This is a genomic window from Mucilaginibacter rubeus, from assembly GCF_003286415.2.
GTDB classification, from domain to species: Bacteria; Bacteroidota; Bacteroidia; order Sphingobacteriales; family Sphingobacteriaceae; genus Mucilaginibacter; species Mucilaginibacter rubeus_A.
On the sequence record NZ_CP043450.1, the window covers coordinates 4,596,010 to 4,614,779 of the forward strand.

21 protein-coding genes are annotated in these 18,770 nt (G+C 42.0%); 13 read left to right on the forward strand and 8 right to left on the reverse strand.

Going from position 1 to position 18,770, the window contains the following annotated elements; genetic code table 11:
* Positions 1-73 precede the first annotated feature (73 nt).
* The 9 genes from DEO27_RS17990 (at position 74) to DEO27_RS18025 (ending at position 6,289) form a co-directional block, all read left to right on the forward strand.
* On the forward strand, positions 74-1,159 hold the full coding sequence (locus tag DEO27_RS17990; RefSeq protein ID WP_112567355.1) for a Glu/Leu/Phe/Val family dehydrogenase: 1,086 nt from the start codon (positions 74-76) through the stop codon (positions 1,157-1,159).
* Positions 1,160-1,217: 58 nt separating this feature from the next.
* A complete protein-coding gene (gene nusB, locus DEO27_RS17995; protein ID WP_112567352.1) occupies positions 1,218-2,165 on the forward strand; it encodes a transcription antitermination factor NusB in 948 nt (315 codons plus the stop codon).
* 9 nt (positions 2,166-2,174) lie between these two features.
* Positions 2,175-2,615 carry a DUF1573 domain-containing protein gene (locus DEO27_RS18000; RefSeq protein WP_112567349.1) on the forward strand — a complete coding sequence of 147 codons (441 nt, stop codon included), beginning with the start codon at positions 2,175-2,177 and terminating at the stop codon, positions 2,613-2,615.
* Positions 2,616-2,631: 16 nt separating this feature from the next.
* Positions 2,632-2,958 carry a preprotein translocase subunit YajC gene (gene yajC, locus DEO27_RS18005; protein ID WP_112567346.1) on the forward strand — a complete coding sequence of 109 codons (327 nt, stop codon included), beginning with the start codon at positions 2,632-2,634 and terminating at the stop codon, positions 2,956-2,958.
* Between the two features lie 163 nt (positions 2,959-3,121).
* Positions 3,122-4,072, forward strand: coding sequence for a YbbR-like domain-containing protein (locus tag DEO27_RS18010; protein ID WP_112567343.1), 951 nt, complete (start codon positions 3,122-3,124; stop codon positions 4,070-4,072).
* The gene (gene coaE / locus DEO27_RS18015; RefSeq protein WP_112567340.1) at positions 4,072-4,668 is read left to right on the forward strand and encodes a dephospho-CoA kinase; all 597 of its coding nucleotides are present in this window, start codon (positions 4,072-4,074) and stop codon (positions 4,666-4,668) included. The genes DEO27_RS18010 and coaE overlap by 1 nt, the downstream gene beginning before the upstream one ends.
* Positions 4,668-5,606 carry an MBL fold metallo-hydrolase gene (locus DEO27_RS18020; protein WP_112567337.1) on the forward strand — a complete coding sequence of 313 codons (939 nt, stop codon included), beginning with the start codon at positions 4,668-4,670 and terminating at the stop codon, positions 5,604-5,606. The genes coaE and DEO27_RS18020 overlap by 1 nt, the downstream gene beginning before the upstream one ends.
* Complete coding sequence (locus tag DEO27_RS31500; protein WP_190295122.1) at positions 5,606-5,782, forward strand: DUF5522 domain-containing protein; 177 nt, start codon at positions 5,606-5,608, stop codon at positions 5,780-5,782. Before DEO27_RS18020 ends, DEO27_RS31500 begins: the two co-directional genes overlap by 1 nt.
* Positions 5,783-5,839: 57 nt before the next feature.
* On the forward strand, positions 5,840-6,289 hold the full coding sequence (locus tag DEO27_RS18025) for a MarR family winged helix-turn-helix transcriptional regulator (RefSeq protein ID WP_112567334.1): 450 nt from the start codon (positions 5,840-5,842) through the stop codon (positions 6,287-6,289).
* Positions 6,290-6,465: 176 nt separating this feature from the next.
* Here DEO27_RS18025 and DEO27_RS18030 read toward each other — a convergent pair whose 3' ends face one another.
* The 3 genes from DEO27_RS18030 to DEO27_RS18040 are packed head-to-tail and all read right to left on the reverse strand — an operon-like array spanning position 6,466 to position 9,085.
* Positions 6,466-7,554, reverse strand: a complete 1,089-nt coding sequence (locus tag DEO27_RS18030) for a family 10 glycosylhydrolase (protein WP_112567331.1) — start codon at positions 7,552-7,554, stop codon at positions 6,466-6,468.
* A 5-nt stretch (positions 7,555-7,559) separates the two neighbouring features.
* A complete protein-coding gene (locus DEO27_RS18035; protein ID WP_112567328.1) occupies positions 7,560-8,681 on the reverse strand; it encodes a carbohydrate-binding family 9-like protein in 1,122 nt (373 codons plus the stop codon).
* Positions 8,678-9,085, reverse strand: a complete 408-nt coding sequence (locus tag DEO27_RS18040) for an EVE domain-containing protein (RefSeq protein ID WP_112567325.1) — start codon at positions 9,083-9,085, stop codon at positions 8,678-8,680. The genes DEO27_RS18035 and DEO27_RS18040 overlap by 4 nt, the downstream gene beginning before the upstream one ends.
* A 409-nt stretch (positions 9,086-9,494) precedes the next feature.
* Here DEO27_RS18040 and DEO27_RS18045 point away from each other — a divergent pair, with 409 nt between their 5' ends.
* Positions 9,495-11,357, forward strand: coding sequence for an ATP-binding protein (locus DEO27_RS18045; protein WP_112567322.1), 1,863 nt, complete (start codon positions 9,495-9,497; stop codon positions 11,355-11,357).
* Between the two features lie 139 nt (positions 11,358-11,496).
* Here DEO27_RS18045 and DEO27_RS18050 read toward each other — a convergent pair whose 3' ends face one another.
* The 5 genes from DEO27_RS18050 to holA form a co-directional block, all read right to left on the reverse strand.
* Positions 11,497-12,084: a hypothetical protein gene (locus DEO27_RS18050; protein WP_146749959.1), complete on the reverse strand. Its 588-nt coding sequence runs from the start codon at positions 12,082-12,084 to the stop codon at positions 11,497-11,499.
* A 211-nt stretch (positions 12,085-12,295) separates the two neighbouring features.
* Positions 12,296-13,126, reverse strand: coding sequence for a sulfotransferase (locus tag DEO27_RS18055; RefSeq protein WP_112567316.1), 831 nt, complete (start codon positions 13,124-13,126; stop codon positions 12,296-12,298).
* A 23-nt stretch (positions 13,127-13,149) separates the two neighbouring features.
* A complete protein-coding gene (cysC, locus tag DEO27_RS18060) occupies positions 13,150-13,716 on the reverse strand; it encodes an adenylyl-sulfate kinase (RefSeq protein ID WP_112567313.1) in 567 nt (188 codons plus the stop codon).
* Between the two features lie 280 nt (positions 13,717-13,996).
* The gene (locus tag DEO27_RS18065) at positions 13,997-14,380 is read right to left on the reverse strand and encodes a hypothetical protein (protein WP_112567310.1); all 384 of its coding nucleotides are present in this window, start codon (positions 14,378-14,380) and stop codon (positions 13,997-13,999) included.
* Positions 14,381-14,400: 20 nt separating this feature from the next.
* Positions 14,401-15,423, reverse strand: coding sequence for a DNA polymerase III subunit delta (gene holA, locus DEO27_RS18070; RefSeq protein WP_112567306.1), 1,023 nt, complete (start codon positions 15,421-15,423; stop codon positions 14,401-14,403).
* A gap of 136 nt (positions 15,424-15,559) precedes the next feature.
* Between holA and DEO27_RS18075 the strand changes: the two genes are divergently transcribed.
* The 3 genes from DEO27_RS18075 (at position 15,560) to DEO27_RS18085 (ending at position 18,360) form a co-directional block, all read left to right on the forward strand.
* A complete protein-coding gene (locus DEO27_RS18075; RefSeq protein ID WP_112567303.1) occupies positions 15,560-16,012 on the forward strand; it encodes a type I restriction enzyme HsdR N-terminal domain-containing protein in 453 nt (150 codons plus the stop codon).
* A gap of 141 nt (positions 16,013-16,153) precedes the next feature.
* Positions 16,154-16,480, forward strand: coding sequence for a hypothetical protein (locus tag DEO27_RS18080; protein WP_149301878.1), 327 nt, complete (start codon positions 16,154-16,156; stop codon positions 16,478-16,480).
* A gap of 68 nt (positions 16,481-16,548) precedes the next feature.
* A complete protein-coding gene (locus DEO27_RS18085) occupies positions 16,549-18,360 on the forward strand; it encodes a glycoside hydrolase family 2 protein (protein WP_112567300.1) in 1,812 nt (603 codons plus the stop codon).
* Positions 18,361-18,770: the final 410 nt, after the last annotated feature.

Genomic DNA, 18,770 nt, shown 5'->3' on the forward strand with positions numbered 1-18,770 from the left:
TAACTTAATATCTTTGTCAGTATTAAAAAAAACCTCTACTTTTGTGCGCTTATAGACATTTACTTGCGTACTAATGCCTGAACAACATCCAACGGAATCCATATTTAGCCAGCTTGACGCTTTTGGGCATAAAAAAGTTGTTTTTTGTACCGATCCTGACACCAATCTGAAAGCTATTATCGCTATCCACAACACAACGTTGGGCCCGGCTTTTGGCGGTGTGCGCATGTGGGCTTACAAAACCGAAGGCGATGCGCTTAATGATGTATTGCGTTTAGCCAAAAGCATGACCTATAAAGCATCTATCGCGGGTCTTAACCTCGGCGGCGGCTATTCGGTTATCATCGGCGACTCCCGCCAGGATAAAACCGAAGCTTTATTGCGCAAATTCGGCAGGTTTATAAAAAACCTTAACGGCGAATTCATTGCTGCGGAAGATATGGGCACCAACCCGCGCGACATGGAGTACATTAAAATGGAAACCAGCCATGTTACCGGCGCGCCGGAAAACATTGGTGGCAGTGGCGATCCATCTCCTATTACTGCTTTGGGCGTGTTGATGGGGATTAAAGCTTGTGTGCGTGAAATGTATGGCAGCGATAGCTTAACCGGAAAATCGGTAATAGTTCAGGGTATTGGCCATGTGGGCGAAAACCTGGTACGCTTGTTAAGGGACGAAAACGTAAAGGTTTACTGTAGCGATATTAACGAGGAACGGGTGATCCAGATCTCGAAGAAATATGGCGCGCAGGCGGTATCAAATAATAACATTTTTGATATTGATGCCGATATTTACGCTCCGTGTGCTATGGGTGGTACCGTAAATACACAAACCATTGCTAAACTAAAATGTGGCATTATAGCAGGATCGGCAAATAACCAGTTACTTGATGAAGCTGTTCACGGTAAAATGCTGCTTGATAAAGGTGTACTTTTTGCCCCTGATTATGTGATCAACGCGGGTGGTATCATCACCGGTTATTCGGAGCTGATGAACTTTAATAAAAAGCGCACATTACAGCTTACCGAAAACATTTACGAGGCCACGCGTAATGTGCTAAAGCTTTCAAAGGCCGAAAATATTCCAACCATTAACGCGGCTAATAAAATAGCCGAAAAACGTATTGAGGATATCAGGAAAGTAAAATCATCCTATTAAAACAATTAAATTTTATATAAACCGTTTGCACTAAGCAAACCAAATCGTTCTTACAAAAATGTTAAACAGAAGGCACCTCCGGGTAAAGGTATTACAGGCACTGTACGCGTATCATCAGTCGGATACTAAAGACGTTAAGCTATTTGAAAAAAATATGCTGAGCAGCATAGACCAGGTTTACGAAATGTATATCTGGATGCTATCATTAATTAATGAAGTGGTAAGTTTTGCCGCTAATGACGCAGAGGAACGCGCCAACAAACACCTCCCAACCGCCGAAGACTTAAATGCAAACCTTAAAATCCTCACCAACAGGTTTATCCTGAGCCTGAATGATAATAAGGAATACATTACAGCCTGGAAAAAGTACAAAGTTGACTGGACCTTTGAGCCGGAACTTGCTAAATCACTTTTTATTATCCTTAAAAACTCGCCTGAGTATGCCGAGTATCTTGCCAAAACAGGCGATACCCTGCAAACAGACAAGGATATCATCAAATTCATTTTCAAAAAAGTTATTCTTAAATCATCACTGGCCGAGCAGGTTTTTGAAGACAGGTTTATTTTTTGGCCTGTTGATAAAGATGTGCTTCAGGCGCTTATTGCCAAAACGTTCAAAAACTTTTCGCACGATGATTACAAGCTTAACCAGCTTGCCGAAATTACCGGCAACTGGGTTGAAGACCGTGAGTTTGTTGTAAACCTGTTTCAGCAGAGCATCAGGTACGATGCCGCTTACCATGAGCTTATAGCCGCCAAAACCCAAAACTGGGAGCCGGAGCGTATTGCAATGATGGATACCTTGCTGATGAAAATGGCTATTACCGAGTTTATTAACTTTAATTCGATCCCGGTTAAGGTTACCATAAACGAGTATCTTGAAATATCAAAAGAGTTTAGTACGCCTAAGAGTAATTCATTTATAAACGGTATCTTGGACAAGATTTTAATAGAGCTTAAAGCCGAAAACAAGATCAAAAAGATAGGCCGCGGCTTAATAGAATAATATTAAAAAATGAAAAAACTATTTTTAAGCTTAGTAGCAGCAGGCATGTTATTATCAGCCTGCAACAGCAGCAATGGCAGCACAGCTGATAACGCGTCGGCAACTAATGCGGATAGCACTGCAACAGCAGCCAACGCGCCCGTAGCTAAATTTGAAAAAGAAAGCCATGATTTTGGCAAGATCAAAGAAGGCGATAAGGTATCATATGATTTTAAGTTTACCAACACCGGTAAATCGCCATTGATTATTACCAACGCCCGTGCTACTTGCGGTTGCACTACTCCTACCTGGCCAAAAGCCCCCGTTAAACCTGGCGAAAGCGCCATTATTGGGGTTACTTTTAACAGTGCCGGTAAAAGTGGCTTACAGGATAAACAAATAACCATTACAGCCAACACCCAGCCTGCCGAAACTATGGTACATTTAATTGGCGAGGTTTTAAAAAAATAACAATTAATTTAAACAAATGATAGCTACTATTTTATTACAAGCCTCAGGCGGTTTGGGCAGCTACACGCAATTGGTACCAATGGTACTGATCATTGTAGTGTTTTATTTTTTCATGATCCGCCCGCAGGTTAAAAAGCAAAAAGATCAGAAGAAATACGTTGAAGAGCTGAAAAAAGGCGACAGGGTTATAACCACAGCCGGTATCCACGGCCGCATCGTCGACTTAAACGATACCACTTTTTTAGTTGAGGTTGAAAACGGTAAAATCCGTTTTGACAAATCGGCTATATCACTGGAAGCTTCAAAAGCTTTGAATACACCGGTGGTTGAAAAGAAAGCATAGTTGAGGTGAAAGGAAAAAGGTTAAAGGCGAAAGGTAGAAGCTGCTCGTTCTGACACCAGAAAACTTCACTTAAATAAAATAAACAGGATGAAAGGTTAAAGGTAAAGGAATACACGAAAGTGCATGACCTTTCACCTTTAACCTTTCGCCTTTAACCTTAGACATGGCAATAGTAAAATTATCGGCAACAGAACGCAGACGGCTCTCGGTATTTTTTACCTGTTTGTCGCTGGCTATTGTTGCCTGGATTTTTACTACGCTATCCGACCCTCTTCCCTATAAGGTAAAAAAGGTTTTAACCTTTAAAAACGCGCCACAAAAACGCGCCTTTCACTCGCTGCAGCCTGATACGGTTGATGCTACCATACAAGGTAACGGATGGCAAATGCTGTTTTCAAAAATCAACAGCGATAATAAACCATTAGTTGTCGATCTCCGCTCGCTCGAAACCCGTAATTACGTGGTTATCGACAGCATGCAGCTTAAGCAGATTAACAAAGGAAAAGACCCGGCCAACCGTGTTTCATCCATTGATCCGGATACCCTTTACTTTGATTTCAGCAACCGCCTCGTAAAAAAGGTGCCTGTGCAGCTTACCATGGGCATCAATTATCAAAAACAATTCGCGGTGTCGGGTAATATTACCGTACGACCTGCTTATGTAACTGTAAGCGGCCCTATCGAACGCTTAAAGGACATAACCTCATGGAAAACCGACTCGCTTAAATTCAATAACGTTAACGAAACCATCAATACCAGGGTTAATTTAAAACCCAGTAACGAAGGCAACCTCAATGTTTATCCACGGTCGGTACAGGCTATTATCCCTGTTGACGAGTTTACCGAGAAAACACTTGAGATCCCGGTAAAGCTCATCAATAACAATAGCTATTATAACGTAAAGGTATTTCCGCAAAAGATAAAGGTGACTTTTACTACCTCATTAAGCCGCTATGCCGATATGGATGAGGACTTGTTTGAGGCAGTTGCCGATCTTGACCTGTGGCGCGATAAAGGCTACAGTAACCTGCCGGTAAAACTCATTCACACGCCACCGTTTTGCCGGGTGGTGAAGATTGCCCCATCAAACATTGATTTCTTTATAAAAAAATAATGCTCAAAATAGGTTTAACAGGTAACATAGGCAGCGGTAAAACAACCGTAGCCAAAGTATTTGAATTACTTGGCATCCCTGTTTTTTATGCCGATGACGAGGCAAAAAAAGTAATGGTTACCGACGAGGTACTGATTGAAGGCATCAAACAAACTTTTGGAGCCGAAGCCTATTTTGAAGATGGCAGCCTTAACCGCAAGTACATATCTGCCATAGTTTTTAATAATAAAGCCGAACTGGAAAAACTAAACGCGCTGGTACACCCTGCCGTATTCAGGGCATTTGACAGCTTTGATAATAAGCATAAAGATGCACCTTACGTAATCCGCGAGGCGGCTATCCTATTTGAAAGCGGCTCCTATAAAATGTGCGACAGGGCCATCATGATCACCGCGCCGCTTGAAACGCGCATTGCCCGTGTTATAGAACGTGATGGCATCAGTCGTGCCGATGTTGAAAGCCGGGAGGCCCGCCAGCTATCGCAGGATGAAAAAATTAAGCTGGCCAATGATATAATTATTAACGACGGTAAACAGCTGGTTATACCACAGGTAATAGCCCTGCATGAACTGTATTTATCGATCGCCCACCAATAATGATACTCGACGATTTTGTTTCTTTTGACGAAAAAGGGCTGTACTGCAAATACGGCGACTTTTATATCGACCCGCAGTTGCCTGCAACAACGGCTGTAATATCCCATGCCCATGCAGATCATGCCATAAGCGGCAATAACAATGTTTATTGCACCCGTGCCACCGCAAGCATTATGCAGCTGAGGTATGACCGCACAGCCGCCAAAGTTTTTAACATAGCGGCTTTTAATGAGCCATTTAAAATAGGCAAGGTTACGGTAACCCTGATCCCCGCCGGGCACATGATTGGCTCGGCGCAGATACTAATGGAATATGAGGGTACCAGGTATTTATACACGGGCGACTATAAACTGCAGCCCGACGCTACCTGTGAGCCTATTGAATGGGTTACAACTGATGTGCTGATCACCGAAAGCACCTTTGCTAACCCGGAAATTATCCACCCTGATCCTGTTGCCGAGATCCGCAAGATCAATGATATCAAAAGCAATATCTTACTTGGGGCTTACGCGCTCGGCAAAAGTCAGCGGCTTATCAATTTGATCACCGAACATGCACCGCAAAAAAAGATCCTGGTGCATCATAAAATAATGCCCATTAATGCCATTTATGAAAAAATGGGGTTCCATCCCGGTAAGTACCAGATCTACGGGCGCAAACTGATGAAGGTACAGGACGAGTTTGTGTACATAGTGCCTCCTTTTACCTTTGATAGTTATATCCGTGCGACAGGTGTTAAACGACTTTTTGCATCGGGCTGGAAAAACCTACAGGTGAACAACCAGGATACGCTCTTTATTTCCGACCACGTGGATTGGAACGATATTCTGCAAACCATTGCCAACACCAGGCCTAAACAGGTTTGGACACTTCACGGTAAGGGCGATCATCTGAAAGCTTATTTTAAAGATGATATCTTTGTAAAAATTCTGAACTGATGTTGCAGGAAGGCATTGATTATTATATTAATGAAGATGGCAATTTTGTTTTTACCGAAGCCTATCATTTAAAACGTGGTTACTGTTGTAAAAACAAATGCAAGCATTGTCCCTGGGGTTACGGCAAGGTCAAATTAGCCGGAAACGACACAGAATCAGGCGACAACGATAAATAAATCGATGTTAAATTAAAAATATTTAAACATATTTGTATCCCATTCATTACTACTACTATGCGGATAGAAGACGAAATACAAAGTACAAATTTTGAAGATGCCTATCATAAAGTGGCCATTAACGTGGCTTACACGCAGGGTTGGTTGGCTAACTACTTCCGTTGTCACTTTGAGAAACATAATATTACCCAACAACAGTTCAACATACTAAGGATATTACGCGGCCAATACCCCAAGCCTGCTACTATCAATTTGCTAAAGGAGCGGATGATTGATAAAATGTCTGACGCGTCGCGCATTGTTGACCGCCTTGTTCAAAAAGGCCTGGTTTCGCGCTGCACAAACAATAAAGACAGGCGCGCCGTTGATATCCGTATCAGCGACGAAGGCCTCGCAACGCTCTCAAAAATGGATGCTGAGTTTAAAACAAAAGAAATCCTGAGTAATAATCTCACCGAAGCCGAAGCGACTACGTTAAGTGACCTATTGGACAAAATGCGGGGATAAGCTTTTAAGGCGAACGGGAAAAGGTTAAGGGCGAAAGGTTTACTGCCGAAGTCAAGAAGAATAAAAAATGTCATTGCGAGCGAAGCGTGGCAATCGCATGCTATACAGAGCGGATCTGCTTACGTGCGATTGCCACGCTTCGCTCGCAATGACATATCTTTTTGTTGCTGTTGATTTTATGATGCCTTAAACGCCGCCACTTCATCCTTCAGTATCGCCAGCACCTCAGGCCTTACATTACCGAAGAAAGACACCCCCATAGCCCCATTCTTCAATGCCACCTGGATACCGGTGCGGATCTCGTCATCACTCTTAAAATCGGATAAGTATAAACCTGCATATAGCGGGAACCGGCCAGCCAGGAAATGTACACCCTCTGCTACGGCATTGCCTATCCAACTAACGCCTTCTTTGTAAAAGCCATGATATATCATAGGGCAAATACCATCCATGTTCCAATTTGTCCAATCCTGCCTTACGTTACGGCGGGCCACTTCAGGTGTAGGAAATACAGCCGCGGTTATTTGTTTTTTATGCTGATGCGCGACAGTCGAAATACCATTAACTACGCGGGTAATATTGTTATACCTGAATAAACGCCATGAAAGGCTGGCCTCTGGATATTGAATCTGATCAAGGTCCTGATTATACTCTTCTTTGAATTTGGCTTTGCAAACATCGCAGTAGCAAAAATCATATTCGGGCAGCTCTTTGGTTTGGTCAATTTTGTAATGATCCCAAAGGTTTACCGGCAGTATTACATCGCAATAACGCACATAATCAAGGTGGATACCATCGATATAATCTTTAGCTAAAATATCATCAACGGTTTTGGTTAAATACTCCTGCACTTCGGGGCGCGATGGGCACAGCCAGCGATAATACTGTACATAAGGCGGATGATCGGCACATGACTCACCTTTACGATTTTTACTGTACCATTCGGGTTTCTCGTTTACCAGTTCGGCACGGTTAAAGGTCCACATCCAGCGGTGGGCTTCTAATCCCTTAGCTTTGGCAGCGCGAAAATGACGCTCGCTGTCGTTTTCAAAAAATATGCCCGTTATACCCGATGCCTTGTATGATGCATAGCGGGTAGCCAGTTCATCATCGGTATCTTTTGGGTTAGGATTGATCCATACCCAGTTTTTCATAGCCTTTTTCTTGCTGCTTTTGGCGGCTTCGGCAGCGGCATTGCTTACTAAAGGTAACTGGGCGGCCACACCCGCCAGTAAACCGGCTTTTAAAAATTCGCGCTTATTCATGGAGTTTAGGGATTTATCAGCTGCTGTACCAGGCCATCCTGGTCAATTGAATAGGTAGCATTGGTTTTAGTATCGGTAATATAAGCTATAAACTGATGAGGGGTAGCTTCCAGTTTAAGCTCGTTGGCATTGCCACTTACGGTTACTTTATTTTCGATACCCAAATCTTTTAATGAAGAAAGGTATTCGTGATGATCTTTAAACCACTGTTTCTGTTTGTAGTAAACCAACCAGAGGTGCTTCTTTTGCTCTTCACTATAAGGCATCTCAAACTTCGCATCATCACGCTCGGTAAACAGCAGGTAGCCCCAACGCTCGGGGTAATGCATGTTAATCAGCCCCTGGTTGCTCCACACCCAGTTATGCTCGGGTAAGTCTTTGCCATTGTTATCCTGCAGCTTTACATATTTACCGTTCTGCACTTTTGTATCATACTCCACCCGCGAAAAATTGATCCGCCATAGGGTGCCGTCCTTTATTTTCGCCCTGTTAAACCCGCCGGCTATGGCCTTAAAAGGGATAGCCATTTCAACTGTCCAGCCCTTGTCAGTATCCGAAGGGTTGTTCAATGTGCCCTGAACTTTTACCGCCGAACGCAAGCCGTGCGTATCCCATCCGGTTACAGCAGCGCCACCATTACGGTAAGGTTTGGTCAAAAACAAATCGAATATGGTATTGAGGGCATTTACCTCAATTTCAAAGTATTTGTGTGTGCTGTTATTGGGGTCAATAAACAGCTCAAAATCATTATCCAGGTAAATAATATCATCATGATGGGTAAGCGTGGCCCATACATGCGGATCTTTAATTCGGGCGGCAACATACAGGTAATTATCATCCCAAAGCATTTTAACATTGGTTTGCAATGGTGGTGCCGGTTTAAGCCTGCCTTCAATGTCCTGGAAATCCTGCGTCCATTGAGCTTGCTGCCATACGGCATCTTCCACATCGCCATCAATTACCGGCGGCTGTTTTACATGCTTTGCAACATAACTGTACGGAACAGTAAATAAATCCGGAAACTCCTTAAAAGCCTCCTGTGCGCTTACAAGTCCGGGTAATATCAATAATGCGGCTGTTAGGCCTGATTTAGCAAAACTATTAAGACAACTACCTGGTGATTTCATTTGCTGCCCAGCGCTAAGATATGATCAAACTCTTCGCGCTTAACGCCCATTACCGACAGGCGTCCCTGTCTTACCAAACCAATATCCTGCAATTGAGGATCGGCCTTGATCTGCTCAAGGGTTACCGGGGTTTTGAGGGCCTCAACCGGCGACAGGTCAACCACCACCCAATTGGTATCATCGGTTGTAGGGTCCTGGTAAGCTTCTTTTACTACTTTGGCTATGCCTACAATCTCTTTTCCCTCGTTACTGTGATAAAATAAAACAAGGTCGCCCTCTTTCATTTCCCTGAGATTGTTGCGTGCCTGGTAATTGCGCACACCATCCCAAAAAGTACGACCATCCTTATTAAATTTTTCCCAGCTGTATTTAAAGGGTTCACTCTTAACTAACCAATGTTGCATTTGTACGGTATAAATTTATTGTTACGTAAAAATGTAAAAAAGGCAGCAGAAACTAAAATGCCCGGCAAGCCATACAGGGCATTGTTACAATTATATTACGGGTTGGAGTGGTGATGTAGGGGGAGCTTGTTATGGGTAAAAGTAAAAATAGGTGATGTCACAAACCTTATCGAGCGGTAGGCTTTAAGTCTATAGTATGACAGGAAAGCTTTTTAAGAAAAGAAAATGAAAGCACTATCAATTATATGGCAAGTATAGGCTATTATCGCATTGCTCTTCGCTTTAATTTAGAATTGAACTTGGCAATCAACAAAGGTATATAATTGATACTGTTTATTATAGTAATCATCAAATACTTTATACAATAATATTGTTTTACTATTTTTATGATATCTAAATCTTATTAAAGATGTATTTGCAAATAGTTGAAAATCAGAAAAGATTAAAAAACACTACTACAGATATTTACCTTCCAGATTTCGTCGTGATTACAGGGGCAAATGGGTCAGGGAAATCTCAACTACTCGAATCTATAAAAACTAACTTCAAAATTGACTCAATGCAGGAGAAAGTTTTTTATCCGAGTTCAACATTAAAAAATGCAGACGAAGTGCCATATGACAGGGAAAAAATAAGTTTAATAGGTCTAAATCAATTTCAACCACATAGCGGTAATGCTAAAAGTATTATAGAAGATAAGGCAAACTTTCAGCGGCTTCTCTCAATTTCTAATATCATTGCAAGTGAGATTGAGCTCAATCCGGCTGTCGATGTCTTAAATCCCAATAACTTCAATACTGAGTTTCTACGTATATACATCACTCCTGAAGCTACTTATAACCCAAGCATTCTTCGAGAATTGCAACGAGTAGAGTTAGAGGTAATTGATATTGTTGCAAAAAAAAGTGGCAAAGCTCTTGGCGATTTAAAATTCCACGATTTTACAATTTACAGTCCTATTCCAAAATCTGGCCTTTTTTCTTCTAACCTTACAACGTTATTCTTGCAGTTTTTGCAAAAAGAGAAGTATTATCCACATAAAGCTGATGAAGAAGTAGCGCCATGGATTACTTTCGAAAAAATACTGGAAAGAGGAAAACTACCTTTTAACCTTGTTTACCCCAAACTCAATGAAAGCGGTTATGTGGAAGCTCTTTTATTAGATAAAGATACTGGCCAACAATTAAAATTTGAAGGACTGTCATCCGGGGAAAAAACTATTATGTCGTTGGTGTTTGCGTTATATAACTCCGAATTGGAAAAGAACAGCAACGAGAGTCAATTTCCCGAGGTTATCTTATTTGATGAACCTGACGCCAGTTTGCACCCCTCTTTAACCAAAAATTTTCTACAAGTTATACAGGATGTGTTTATAAAAGACAATAAGGTTAAAGTAATAATGACAACACATTCACCATCTACAATAGCGCTATCCCCCATCGACTCTATCTTTTTGATGAAAAATGGAAATTTAGAGTTAGTAAACAAAGACGATGCCATAATATCCTTAACCGAAGGATTAAGTAATTTAACAATCTTATATGAACATGTTAAACAAGTCTTCGTCGAAGCGGAGTTTGATGTATATTTTTATCAGACTTTGTATAATCTTATTTTGAATGATTATTTGAATCCGGATAAAGTTTTGACATTTATGGCATCTGGCAAGAAAAACGAGGCGGGTTGCGATAAAGTAATAGAATATACCAACCTAATTTCAGCAAATGGCAATAAAACAATCTGCGGTTTAATAGACTGGGATTTAAATAAAAATAGAGAAACAGATAGAATTATCGTATTCGGGCTAAACAAAAGATATACTGTTGAAAATTACGTTTTTGACCCTACTTTCTTAGCATTTTTCTTACTTCTTGAACAAGCAGAGGATGTTTGTAAAATTGGTTTCGATCTGACTGATAACATTATTACAGTCACGAACATTAGCCAAGAAAAGCTACAGAACTGTGTTAATCTAATAGTAGATAGAGTTTATGAACATCGAGTAAAAAAAATATCGCCAGATGATACACCTACCAGGATTACACTATTAAATGGCTATTATATAATGTTACCTAAATGGTATTTGATATCTCCCGGACACGCTCTTGAAGAAAGCTGTATTGCAGCGTTTCCGAAGCTAAATGGATTTAATCAAAAGCCTGATAAGTTAAAAAAGGAGATAGTAAATAAAGTAATTAAGCTACATTACAGGTTTCTGCCCGACGATATAATTGAACCATTCTCAAAACTTCAATCTATCTCCGTTAATTAGATAGCTTTTCTTTATTTGCCCAACAACCAATCGGCTTTAATGTCTAACACCTTTACCATGGCACAAACTATAATAATTGAAAGGGCTTTTCTGAAGTAAATGCCAGGCAATAAAAGAATATTAATTTAAAAGGGCCAATTTACTGATTACTCGTCAACAACTGCGATAACCTTTTAGCATTCCTGGCATTTAAGGTATTGGTTAGCGGGACCGAGGTGTAAACCGCTATCCCCTGTTCATCATCGGGATGAAAGCTTAGCAGTAGTTTTACCGTGCGCGACTCCCACATATAAACGTCCTGGTAATCATTGGGCTTTGCCGTGAAGGTGCCATACCAGTGCAAAAACTTGCTGAGCATTTTGTATCCCTGGTCGCGGTTAAAAAAAACGTAAATATTCACCACCTTATGGTCATAGGTGCGTACGCAAATATGGCTTGCAGTTAAGCCGCCTTCCAGCTCTATTGGTTTTTCGGAATGATACTCATAGGTAATGCAGCTATCCGCATCCGGTTTACTGCCCTCACCGTCAAGATAGGCCAGGCTCTGCTCCTGCTCGCCGGTTAATACGCCGCCCAAAGTAAATCCGCCAATACCGTTGCGGGCCTTCAAATAAGCCAACGACCCAACCTTCCCGGCTTGAGAAAAGCCCGGCGAGTGTAAACACATGATGATCAAAAGCCCTGTGACTACCCTGTAGGGCAAGTAGCAAAGAAACTTAGCTTTCATATCCCCCTCCCAGTTTTACGTTGGTTAAACTAAGCGCCGCAACCAGCGCTTAAAAATGTTGCGTAAAACGAATTTGAAGAAATAATCAGCTGATTATCAAATCATAAGAACGATTGTACAAGAAATTGGATTGCCTTTACAATTTATTACACAGGTATCTGTTCAATTTTTTCACCAATGTGTATAATTAAATGCAAAGGATTTTTACCTGTCAATCAGCAAGCATATATCCTTTAAGTTTATCCTGCAATGCAGTGGCCTGGGATACGAGGGTTTTATCGGTGATAAATTGATTTAAATCGATATCCGGCCCAATAAGGTTTTCTTTAAAAATATCCCTGAACCTGGAGTATTTTAAAGCCAGGTTCCACTTGTTTTTCAGGTACTCAAAAACCTGCTCGTCCTCATCTTTCAGCATGGAGTAGTTAACCACAACAAAAGCATCGCGCGGTAAAGTTTCAATACATTTCAGGATATCCTGGTTATAGGCTATCCAGACTTTTAGATATTCGGTAGCATGATCATTACAAAACTGTACTATGCGACGCGCCCGCCTGAACTTCGTCCACACCAATCTTGAAAAATATTTGCGGGCCATGTATTTATTATCTACCCATTTAAATTCGCGTCTTAAAAGCGAACTTACTACCGATTGATAATCGCGCAGGATAACCAGGTAACAGGCATCAGGTAATAACTCTTTATATACATCTAAAAACAAGCAGGTACGCGGATCTTTCCATCCCCATTGATCGTACAGCTGCTGTTTTACCTTAATAATGCTTTTAAGCTTTTCCTTTTCGTAAATGGTAAACTCGGCCACGTGCTCAACCGTAAGCCCCGATGATGGCAGGTTATGATCGGCAAGAATCTCTTCGTGCATTTTCAAAAACTCGATATCTTCAAAATGCCCCTCTACATTGCCGTAACTCCCGGGTACAAGTTTTTCGCCGGTTTGCAGGCCGCATTTACTTAACCACTGGGTAATAAGCGAGGTGCCGGAACGGTGCATTCCGGTAATGATCAGTACTCTTTTTTGCATAAATCAGTTATAAGCGTCCTTTTTTATGAGGTATAGCTTGGTATTTTTTGTGTCTGCTTTTTAACAGGATGCAGATTGTTTATAATATAATATAGCAGTGAAGAGGTACTTTGTTGTATGGTATAATTGCAGGTATCAATATACAGATCGGGGTTAACAGGTATTTCAAACGTATCATTAATCCCTGTCAGGTTATTTAATTTATCGGGATGCCCGTCGGGAAGCAGTGCTCGTTTATACAAGCCTTTGGTATCGCGGTCTATAAGTTTATTAACCGGACAGTCTACATGAACAATGTTTACATGATCATATTTTTCGGCAAGTTCCTGCCTGATCTCATCATACGGGTTTATGGCGCTAACAATAGTAACTATGCCTTGCGCGCTAAAGCGACTGGCTACAAAGCCCAGGCGGCGAATGTTTTCATTACGGTCCTCTTTACTAAAGCCCAGATCGCGGCAAAGCGCCGCCCGGTATTCATCACCGTCAATGATCTCAATTTTAATATTCAGACTCTTTAATTCGGCGGCTACACTTTTTGCTAAAGTTGTTTTGCCCGCACCCGATAATCCGCAAAATAAAAGTATCATGACCGTAATTTCTAAGTTAGTTAAGCTTGTTAATTAGCCCCAAAAAGCGCTTAGGACAAGTGAACTTAGAGATTAATAGGCTGAATATTTTTGTTACATTGTAAATAATCAATTACATGAAAGTCAGGATAATAGAAAGTCAGGCGAAAAAACGGTGTGTACCGGCCCAAAATGAAGTTTTCATGAATAAATACGTGTATACGGTCAAACACTAAGTAGCGCTACACTTAACAAAAATGTTACGGGATTTAATTAATTAGAAATGATTTTGGAGAACTTTTTATAACGCCCCGGTATCTTCGGCCGCCGGCCCCTCTTTATCCTTTTTAAAAAGCAAAACAAGCGCGCTTATTTGCAACACATCAATAATGATAGCTATGCAACCCGCAATAATGTTTGTCTTGAACGTAGCGGGAAGATTGATAACATCGGGCGTTATGGTTAAAAGCAATAAACCCAGTAATACCCATTTAGCCCATTTGTGTCCCTGCCTGATAAAAAGCGCAAGCAGCAGTAATATCCCCAGTGCAATACAGGTAGCTAAGGCAAGATTAAAAGAAGCCGATCTGCTACCGCTTAAATAGTAATAAACCAAATATAAAGCCGCTGAAATACGAATAAGTGTGGATGCCGTATTGGCTCTTGATAGTGATGATAGGGTCATAACGGTTAATTGAGTAGGTATTAATGCAAAATCTTAAACATCAGTTCCTTCATCAACTCGCCATGCGGGGCGTTTGATTCAACACCTTTGCTTTTCAGATCATATTCGCACAGGTAACTGATCACCTGGAAAACTTTACCAAGCGGATAGTTGCGGGCAGCCTGTTCATAATCTTTTATGAAATACGGATTTACCCCCATCTCTTTAGCCAGGTTTTGCGGGGTTTTATCTTTTACATAATGATAAACCAGTACTTTACTGAAAAAGTTGTTCAGGTTACCTAATACCAGCACAATGGGGTTTGATTTGGGATTGGCTTCAAAGTAGTTGATGATCTGGTTTACCTTGTAGGCATCCTTTTTAGTAAGCGCGGTTTGCAGCTCAAACACATTATACTCTTTGCTGATGCCAATGTTATCCTGAATGTGTTTCAGCGTGATTTCCTGCCCCGCGCTAACGTTCAGCATCAGCTTTTCAAGCTCATTGGCAATTTTGGCGAGGTCGTTACCCAGGTACTCGGCAATCATGGCCGATCCCTGCTGGTTCATTTTATAGCCTTTTTCGCTTACATAACCTTCAACCCAAGCCGGTACTTTGTTATCATACAAAGTTGCCGATTCAAAAATGAGCCCCTTTTTTTCGATGGCTTTGTAGGTTTTTTTACGCTTGTCAAACTTGCCGTATTTGTAGCAGAAAACAAGGATGGTGCTGGGCAGCGGATTTTCGAGATAACTTAATACAGGGTCGATACTTTTTTTGTTATCATCTTCCTTACCCCATTTCATATCCTGGGCTTCCTTTACCAGTACAACCTGGTAATCGGCCATCATAGGGTAGCGCTTGGCCGCGTTAAGCACGGTCATGATATCGGTATCCTTGCCATAAACCACGGTTTGATTAAAACCGCGCTCGTGCTCCGGAAGCAAATGATGTTCAACATAATTACTAACCAGATCGATAAAATAAGGTTCCTCACCATGCAGCAGGTACAGCGGTTTAAACTTACGGTTCTTAAGGTCCTTTAATATCTCGGCAGCAGTCATATTTTGAACTTCAAAAGTACTAAGTACCGAGCCAAAAAGTGGAATGTATTTTTATTTAGAAGAATGCCCAACGATATATTTGTTAATTTTGAACCCCGACTTAAGACTAATAACTTAATACTTCAGACTTTTCAAAATGCTCCAACCGCTTAATCTGCCCCCTCACCCCTTCAAAATAAGCGACGATAACGGCACATTAACCCTTTTTGACGAGATCCGTAAGAAAACCATCGTCATTACACCCGAAGAATGGGTACGCCAGCATTTTGTACAATATCTCATTAAACAAAAAAAATACCCCCGCTCGCTCATCAAACTGGAAGGCGGCCTTAAGCTTAATACCCTGCAAAAGCGCACCGATATTGTAGTATTCAATCCCGATGGTCAACGCATCTTAATGGTGGAATGCAAAGCGCCTTCAGTAACTATCGATCAAAAAACCTTCGACCAGATAGCCCGGTATAATATGGTACATAAGGTATCCCTGCTTGCAGTAAGCAATGGCTTGCAGCATTATTACTGCACCATCGACCATGAAAACTGCACCTATCAGTTTATTGAAGAGTTGCCGGTGTATGTTAAGGGGTAGATATATAAGGTCGTCATTGCGAGGCACGGAGCAATCGCACAGAGGCAGGTAACGATTATTGTTGTAACGAACTTACATCGTCGCGCTCTTGGCCGCGCGAGGGCCAGGTACTTTTGTAGCCACAAAAGTGCCCAAAAAGGCTTGCAGCAGAAAGGCTTCTTTGCGCACACCCTACCCAAAGTCCATCGCCCGGCCTTTGCCCTGCAAAACGAACAGAACCACGGGCTGCAATTATTTTGCCCCGATTCACCCTATCCCCAGCTTCTGCAAAAACTTGCTATGCCCCCTGCAGCCGCAGCATTCCCCGCATTGTTCTGCCCGTTTTCACCCGAAGCTGATCTGCTGCGAAAAACATCCGGTTTTAATTATACCATGGGTAGCGAAAGCGAAGAATCTTCTTCAATATACAGGGCCGCCATGTATGGTGAAGAAGATGCTTCGTTCCTCAGCATGACAAACGCTTTTTAATGTTATGATAACAGTTATTTATTCCCTATTTTGGGCGGCATAACCTCATCAATTATAACATTTTACTCATGAAAATTTACAGCAAAGCAATTATGCTGGTTTCCATGCTGATAGCAGGCAGCTGCATCACATCTGCCCAGGAAGCAAAACTGCCTACCCAGTGGACAAACGCCGCCATGCAGGCCGAGATCCCTTTAGCAGAATATCCAAGGCCTCAGCTACAACGTACCGATTGGCTTTGTCTCAATGGCAAATGGGATTATCGCGGTGGTAAAGACGCTCCCAATGCTTTAAATCCCGAAACGCCGGCATCATTTGAGGGTAAAGCGGATAAAATATTGGTACCCTATTGCCCAGAATCAGTGCTATCCGGTGTTCAGCGCAAGCAAGAGATCAACATGTGGTACCGCCGCAGCTTTGAGATTCCTTCAAAATGGCAAAACAAGCAGGTTATTATCCATTTCGGCGCGGTTGATCATGATGCTACCGTTTTTGTGAACGGTAAAAAGGCTGGCTCGCACTCGGGCGGTTATGATTCATTCAGCTTTGATATCACCCCATATTTGAAGAAAGGCAGTAATACCCTTATTGTTGCCGCTAATGACTCTAACGACGGTAAAACGCCTTCAGGTAAAAACGGACCGCGTGGCGACTATACTTTTTCATCTGGCATATGGCAAACCGTTTGGCTGGAGCCGGTGAACAAATCGTACATAAAAGATATCCGCCTTTTGCCCGATTTAGAGGGCAAGCGCTTAAAAGTATTTGTCAATGCAGTTGGTTCGGGCAAGATCAAAGCAGTTGCTTTAAACAACGGCAAAGAGGTTTCGCAGGTTAGCGCAACCGGGGGAACCTATTTTTATCTTCTCATCGAAAACCCTTTTTTATGGTCGCCTGATTCCCCTTTTTTATATGATCTGAAACTTACGCTTTACAATGCCGATGGCAGCGAGGCCGATGAGGTTAAAAGCTATTTCGGCATGCGCGATATTAAATTGGGCAAGCTTAACGGTGTGATCCGTCCGCTTATTAACGGCAAATTCATTATGCAGCTTGGCCTGCTGGATCAGGGTTACTGGCCCGATGGTGTTTTAACCGCGCCGACGGAAGAGGCGCTGAAGTTTGACATGGAGTATACTAAAAAGGCTGGCTACAACCTGATCCGCAAACACATGAAAACCGAGCCGCAGCGTTTTTACTATTGGGCCGATAAAATGGGCTTGCTGGTTTGGCAGGATATGCCTGCCATATGGTACCAAAATGAAGATACCACGCAAAACAGAAAAGTTTATCGTAAAGAGTTAAAAGCTATTATCGACGATCATTATAACTCGCCATCTATTATTACCTGGATACCTTTTAACGAAAACTGGGGTGCATTTGATGTAAAGAATATCACCAATTGGGTTAAGCAGTACGATCCGTCGCGCCTGGTTAACGGAAACTCTGGCTTTAATAATAATCCCGATTATCAAAAGCCTTATGGCGACCCTGGCAACGGAGATTATGTGGATACCCACATTTACGTGGGGCCGTACGGCGCGTCTGTCCCTGATGATCACAGGGCTGCCTCGCTGGGCGAATTTGGAGGTGTTGGCCTGTTTGTGCGTGGGCACATGTGGCCGGTACACAACAATGCCTATGATTATGAACCAACCAAAGCCCGACTTACCGATCGTTATGTGTTTTTGCTGGATGAAGTAGAGCAACTTATGAAATATAAAGGATTAAGCGTTGCCATATACACGCAAACCACCGACGTTGAACACGAGGTAAACGGCGTTTTAACCTACGACAGGGCCGTTGAAAAAATGGAAATAGAAAGGGTAAGGGAAGTAAACCTGGCGGTAATTAAGGAAGGTGAGAAATTGAATAAGTAGAAGAATATTTTACGTAAGCCGTTGTTATTGACAACACTACAACTGTTCGAAAGATGCAGATCAGTTAAACGCTGGCTTGAAAAATCATGTCATTGCGAGGAGGAACGACGAAGCAATCTCGTAACGATACAGGTCGGTCATGCATTGGCTACGAGATTGCCACGCTGCGCTCGCAATGACATGGTTTTTATTATTTAAGAGAGAGAGTTACGCTGTTGTTGATGTTGTCACCAACAACTTTTTGGTCACTGACTTATGATATGTATACGTGAGAGGAATTGTTGGTGACAACACCAACAACGGCAGGAGAAAGGGTAAGGGAAGTAAATCAGGCGGTGATTAAGGAAGGTGAGAAGTTGAATAAGTAGAAAAACATGAATCAACAATTCCCTCCCTTGGGAGGGGTGCGT